Source organism: Desertibacillus haloalkaliphilus (genome assembly GCF_019039105.1).
Lineage (GTDB): Bacteria > Bacillota > Bacilli > Bacillales > KJ1-10-99 > Desertibacillus > Desertibacillus haloalkaliphilus.
The window spans coordinates 1-336 of record NZ_JAHPIV010000552.1 but is presented as its reverse complement, the minus strand read 5'-3'; the positions used below and the strand labels follow the sequence as shown (position 1 = coordinate 336).

General features: G+C 41.1%; 1 protein-coding gene. It reads left to right on the top strand.

The genetic code is table 11. The features are described 5' to 3' along the window. Positions 1–306, top strand: a 306-nt coding sequence (locus tag KH400_RS23240) for an ATP-binding cassette domain-containing protein (protein WP_217228678.1), incomplete at its 5' end; no start/stop codon positions are given. Positions 307–336: the final 30 nt, after the last annotated feature.

Here is a 336-nt window from a genome sequence, read left to right as displayed (position 1 = left end):
GCTGAGGTACGTGCAGCCCTTGCTAAGTGTGGATTAACGACAAAGCATATAGAGAGTAAGATTGTCGTTTTAAGTGGTGGCGAAAAAGCCAAGGTCCGTCTTTGTAAATTAATTAATCGTGAAACAAATATCCTTGTTCTCGATGAGCCGACAAATCACTTAGACGTTGACGCAAAAGAAGAGTTAAAACGAGCGCTGCAAGCATACAAAGGAAGCATTTTGCTAATTAGTCACGAACCAGAGTTCTATCAAGACGTTGCTACAGACGTCTGGAACTGCGAATCATGGACAACAAAATTAGTATAGTATAAGAGTATAAGGGTCAGACCCCTCTTT